6 protein-coding genes are annotated in these 4,121 nt (G+C 72.6%); 4 read left to right on the forward strand and 2 right to left on the reverse strand.

All coding sequences use genetic code 11. The features are described 5' to 3' along the window. Together AC27IO_RS21280 and AC27IO_RS21285 are read right to left on the reverse strand one after the other, a co-directional pair. Positions 1 to 521 (reverse strand): class IV adenylate cyclase (locus AC27IO_RS21280; protein ID WP_498740631.1); only part of this gene is annotated, 521 nt, incomplete at its 3' end. Positions 522 to 549: 28 nt separating this feature from the next. Next, positions 550 to 1,005 (reverse strand): winged helix-turn-helix transcriptional regulator, encoded by a 456-nt coding sequence (locus AC27IO_RS21285; protein WP_498740633.1) that lies wholly within the window; start codon positions 1,003 to 1,005, stop codon positions 550 to 552. A gap of 121 nt (positions 1,006 to 1,126) precedes the next feature. On the opposite strand from AC27IO_RS21285, the gene AC27IO_RS21290 reads away from it, so the two are divergent. From AC27IO_RS21290 to AC27IO_RS21305, 4 genes are all read left to right on the forward strand, one after another. After that, complete coding sequence (locus tag AC27IO_RS21290) at positions 1,127 to 2,347, forward strand: MFS transporter (RefSeq protein WP_498740634.1); 1,221 nt, start codon at positions 1,127 to 1,129, stop codon at positions 2,345 to 2,347. 70 nt (positions 2,348 to 2,417) lie between these two features. Next, on the forward strand, positions 2,418 to 3,029 hold the full coding sequence (locus AC27IO_RS21295; RefSeq protein ID WP_498740636.1) for a helix-turn-helix domain-containing protein: 612 nt from the start codon (positions 2,418 to 2,420) through the stop codon (positions 3,027 to 3,029). Beyond that, entirely contained in the window at positions 3,026 to 3,604 is a 579-nt protein-coding gene (locus tag AC27IO_RS21300) for a GNAT family N-acetyltransferase (protein WP_284425207.1), read from the forward strand. The genes AC27IO_RS21295 and AC27IO_RS21300 overlap by 4 nt, the downstream gene beginning before the upstream one ends. Before the next feature lie 230 nt (positions 3,605 to 3,834). Beyond that, positions 3,835 to 4,121: FAD-dependent monooxygenase (locus AC27IO_RS21305; RefSeq protein ID WP_498740637.1), on the forward strand; the 287-nt coding region annotated here is incomplete at its 3' end.

Here is a 4,121-nt window from a genome sequence, read left to right on the forward strand (position 1 = left end):
CCCCGGCCGCGCAGCAGATCGACGTAGGCGCAGTCCACCCACTGCGCCGGTGCCACGCCGAGCCGGGCCATCAGGTCGTGTGCCTCCCGCAGGCCGACGTCTTCGGGCTCGGCCTCGTCCAGCACCACCTCCAGCTCCATGAACTCGCCCAGGCCCGCCACGCGGTCCAGGTGCACGCGCGTGCGGCCCACCAGGTACAGCGTGCGCTCCTTGACCACCCGCCCCGCCTGGCCGTGCGCCAGCGTGAGCGCCTCGCGCAGCCCGTCGGGATCGGCCGTGGGCGTGCGCACGTAGAACGCGGTCTTGGGCCCCTGCACGTCGGGGCGGCGGTAGAAGATCAGCTCGCCCGCGCCGGCGGAGAACGCGCGCAGCTTGAGCCGGCCGGCCGCGCAGCGAAAGAACGTGTCGTCCTGGTGGATCCGCTCCGGGCCGCTGGAGGCCAGCACTGCGGCGCGGGCCTCCAGCGCGGCCAAAGCGCCGGGCGACGGCAGGCGTGCCTTGATTTCGATGTTGCGGGGCATGGGCCCAGTATGCCGGCGGCCTTGCGGATCAGGACCGCGCACGCACCTTCTTCACGAGGGTGTCCGCCGGCCGGACGACCCGCCCGTCCTCCAGCCGCAGCAGGGCTTTCGGCAGCGGCTTGCCCGTGGCGCGATCGACGAGCACCGAGTGCTTCTCGCCCCGGGCGTACAGGTGCGCCTCGCCCCACTGGCGCAGGGCCACGACCACCGGAAACAGCGTCTCGCCCTTGGCGGTCAGCACGTACTCCTGGTAGGCGCTGCCATCGGAGGCGGGCGCGATCTCCAGCACGCCCTCTTCCACCAGCGTGCGCAGGCGGTCGCTGAGGATGTTGCGCGCTGCGCCCAGGCTGGCCTGGAACTCGCCGAAGCGCCGCAGCCCGTCGAACGCATCGCGCACGATCAGCATCGACCAGCGGTCGCCCACCACGTCGAGCGAACGGGCCACGGGGCAGGGGGAATCCGCGAGGCTTTTTCTTTTGGCCATGGCCACTCCTTGGGTGCCGGTGGCGGACCGGGCATTCGATCCACGCACCGAAGTGGTTTCATTTTAAAACAGGATGGCACTACACTCGATCCAGTTTCAATCAGCAACTGGATCAGAGCCCATGACCGCCGCCAACCCGTCCGTCCTGCACGCCGCCCCCGGCCATCCCCTGCCGCCGCGCCTCGTGCGCCTGCTGGCCGTGTGCTGCGGCGTGAGCGTTGCCAATGTCTACTACGCCCAACCCCTGCTGGATGCCATCGCGCTGGATTTCGGCATCCCCGCCATGGCGGTGGGCGGCGTGATCACCGCCACGCAGGTGGGCTGCGCCATCGCCCTGCTGTTCGTGGTGGCGCTGGGCGATCGGGTGGACCGAAAGCGCCTGCTGTGCGGGCAGTTGGTGCTGCTGGCGCTGGCGCTGCTGGGCGTGGCCTGGGCGCCCACGCCGCTGCTGTTGCTGGCGGCCATGGCCGCCATCGGGCTGCTGGGGACGGCCATGACGCAAGGGCTGATCGCCTGCGCCGCCACGCTGGCCCCTCCCGCGGAGCGGGGCCGGGTGGTCGGCACCGTGCAGGGCGGCGTCGTCATCGGCCTGCTGCTGGCCCGCACGCTGGCCGGCGCGGTCACGGACCTGGCGGGCTGGCGCGCCGTGTACCTGGTCTCCTGCGGCTTGTCGCTGGCGATGCTGGCGCTGCTGTGGAAAGCCCTGCCGCCCGCCCGCGCGCGCCCGGCCACGCTGGGCTACTGGCCGCTGCTGCGCTCGATGGGCACGCTGCTGGCGACCGAGCGCGTGCTGCAGATCCGCGGCGTGATCGGGCTGCTGATGTTCGCGGCGTTCAGCGTCTTCTGGAGCGCGCTGGTGCTGCCGCTGAGCGCGCCGCCCCATGCCCTGTCGCACACCGCCATCGGCGCGTTCGGGCTGGTCGGCGTGGTGGGCGCCCTGGCCGCCGCGCGGGCCGGCCGTTCTGTGGACCGGGGCCGGGGGCAATGGGCCACCGGCCTCGCGCTGGCATGCCTGCTGGTGTCGTGGGTGCCCATTGCGTTCGCAGCGCACACGCTGTGGGCGCTGGCGGTGGGCATCGTGCTGCTCGACCTGGGCGGGCAGGCGGTCCACGTGGTGAACCAGGGCCTGATCTTGCGCACCCGGCCCGAGGCGCACGGCCGCCTGGTGGGCTGCTACATGCTGTTCTACGCGGTGGGCAGCGGCCTGGGAGCGGTGGCATCGACCGCGGTGTACGGCCTTGCCGGCTGGCCCGGCGTGTGCGCGCTGGGCTTGGGGCTCAGCCTGGCGGCGCTGCTCTTTTGGGCGGCGACGCTGCGGGCGATGCCTGCGCAGCGGGACTGATACGGCATTGACCTGGCCTTGATCCGGCGCCTATCCATTTTTCTGGAATCATTTCCATTAAACTGGAGGAATGGACATCAATACCCGCCTGGCCCGCCGCGTGCGCGAACTGCGCGATGCGCGCGGCCTCTCGCTCGACGCCCTGGCCGAACGCAGCGGCGTGAGCCGCTCCAACATCTCGCTCATCGAGCGCGGCGAAAGCAGCCCCACCGCCACCGTGCTGGACAAGCTGGCCACCGGCCTGGGCGTGGCGCTGGCCTCGCTGTTCGATGCGCCCCAGGGTGAGGGCGACGAAGGCCGCGCCGCGCCCTCGCCCGTGGCCCGCGTGGCGCAGCAGCCCGTGTGGACCGACCCCGCCTCCGGCTACCTGCGGCGCAACGTGTCGCCCACGGTGGCGTCGCCGCTGCAGCTCGTGGACGTGGTGTTTCCCCCGGGCCAGCGCGTGGCCTACGAGCGGGCCGACCGCGGCGCGGAGATCCACCAGCAGATCTGGATGATCGACGGCCGCATGGACATCGCGCTGGACGGCACGGTCTGGCGGCTGGAGGCCGGCGACTGCCTGGCCCACCGGCTGGAGGGCGCCATCGAATACCGCAACCCCACGCGCAGCCCCGCGCGCTACCTGGTGGCCCTGGCCACCCTGCCCGCCATTCCACCCCACCCGACCCGGAGCCCGACATGACCGCCGCCACCTCACTCGCCACGCCCTCCGCCGAAGTCCCCGCCGGCGCCCCCGCCGTGACCGTGCGCCGCCTGGGCGTGAACGAAGCCGCCGCCTGCGTGCCGGCGCTGGCCGAGGTGCTGATCGACTGCGTGGCCGGCGGCGCTTCGGTGAGCTTCATGCACCCGCTGGCGCACGACAGGGCCGTGGATTTCTGGCGCGGCGTGGCCGAAGGCGTGGCGCGCGGCGAACGGGCGCTGCTCATCGCCGAAGCGGTGGACAGCGGCGCGGTGCTGGGCACCGTGCAGCTCGTGCTGGCGCAGCCCGAGAACCAGCCGCACCGGGCCGACGTGGCCAAGATGCTGGTGCACCGCCGCGCCCGCCGCCAGGGCGTGGCCCGGCAGTTGCTGGACGCCGTGGACGCGGTCGCCCGGCAGGAGGGCAAGACCCTGATGGTGCTGGACACGGTGACCGGCGGCGACGCCGAACGGCTCTACGCCCGCGCCGGCTGGCAGCGCGTGGGCGAAGTACCGGGCTATGCCCTGATGCCCGACGGCGCGCCGTGCGGCACCACGTTCTTCTACCGGGCGGTGTGACGCAGCGGGCCGTGGCCCCATGGCCCGCCGGGGTGCCGCCGCGAGGCATTGGGGTCTTTTGGGCCTCCAAGGCAATTGATACTAGGGCATGTTGCTATTGAATTAATAGCAAACTAATCCAACCCGGCCGGCCACATTCCCTTGACCCAGTGCAAGTCGGAGGCGCGGCGGGGCCCGCACAATGGCCGCCGGCGCCCGCCGGGCGCTCGCCTTCCTTGGTCTTTCCTCCCATGCCCCAGCAGCATTGCGACGTTCTCATCGTCGGCGCGGGCCCGGCCGGCCTGTCGCTGGCCATCGCCCTGTGCCAGGCCGGTTTCACCAGCACGGTGCTGGACCGGCAACCCGCCACCGCGCTCGCCGATCCCGCGCCCGACGGCCGCGAGATCGCGCTCACCCACGCCAGCGGCGACACGCTGCGCCGCCTGGGCACCTGGGCGCTGCTGGCCCCGCACGAGATCGGCCGCATCGCCGAGGCCCGGGTGCACGACGGCCCGGTAGGGCGGCACGCGCCGCTGCG

Source organism: Acidovorax sp. KNOB132 (assembly GCF_057541515.1).

What these genes read in the sequence shown, in the direction of transcription:
- AC27IO_RS21285 (WP_498740633.1), bottom strand. Translation starts at nt 1,005, where the DNA reads ATGGCCAAAAGAAAAAGCCTCGCGGATTCCCCCTGCCCCGTGGCCCGT.
- AC27IO_RS21290 (WP_498740634.1), top strand. Translation starts at nt 1,127, where the DNA reads ATGACCGCCGCCAACCCGTCCGTCCTGCACGCCGCCCCCGGCCATCCC.
- AC27IO_RS21295 (WP_498740636.1), top strand. Translation starts at nt 2,418, where the DNA reads ATGGACATCAATACCCGCCTGGCCCGCCGCGTGCGCGAACTGCGCGAT.
- AC27IO_RS21300 (WP_284425207.1), top strand. Translation starts at nt 3,026, where the DNA reads ATGACCGCCGCCACCTCACTCGCCACGCCCTCCGCCGAAGTCCCCGCC.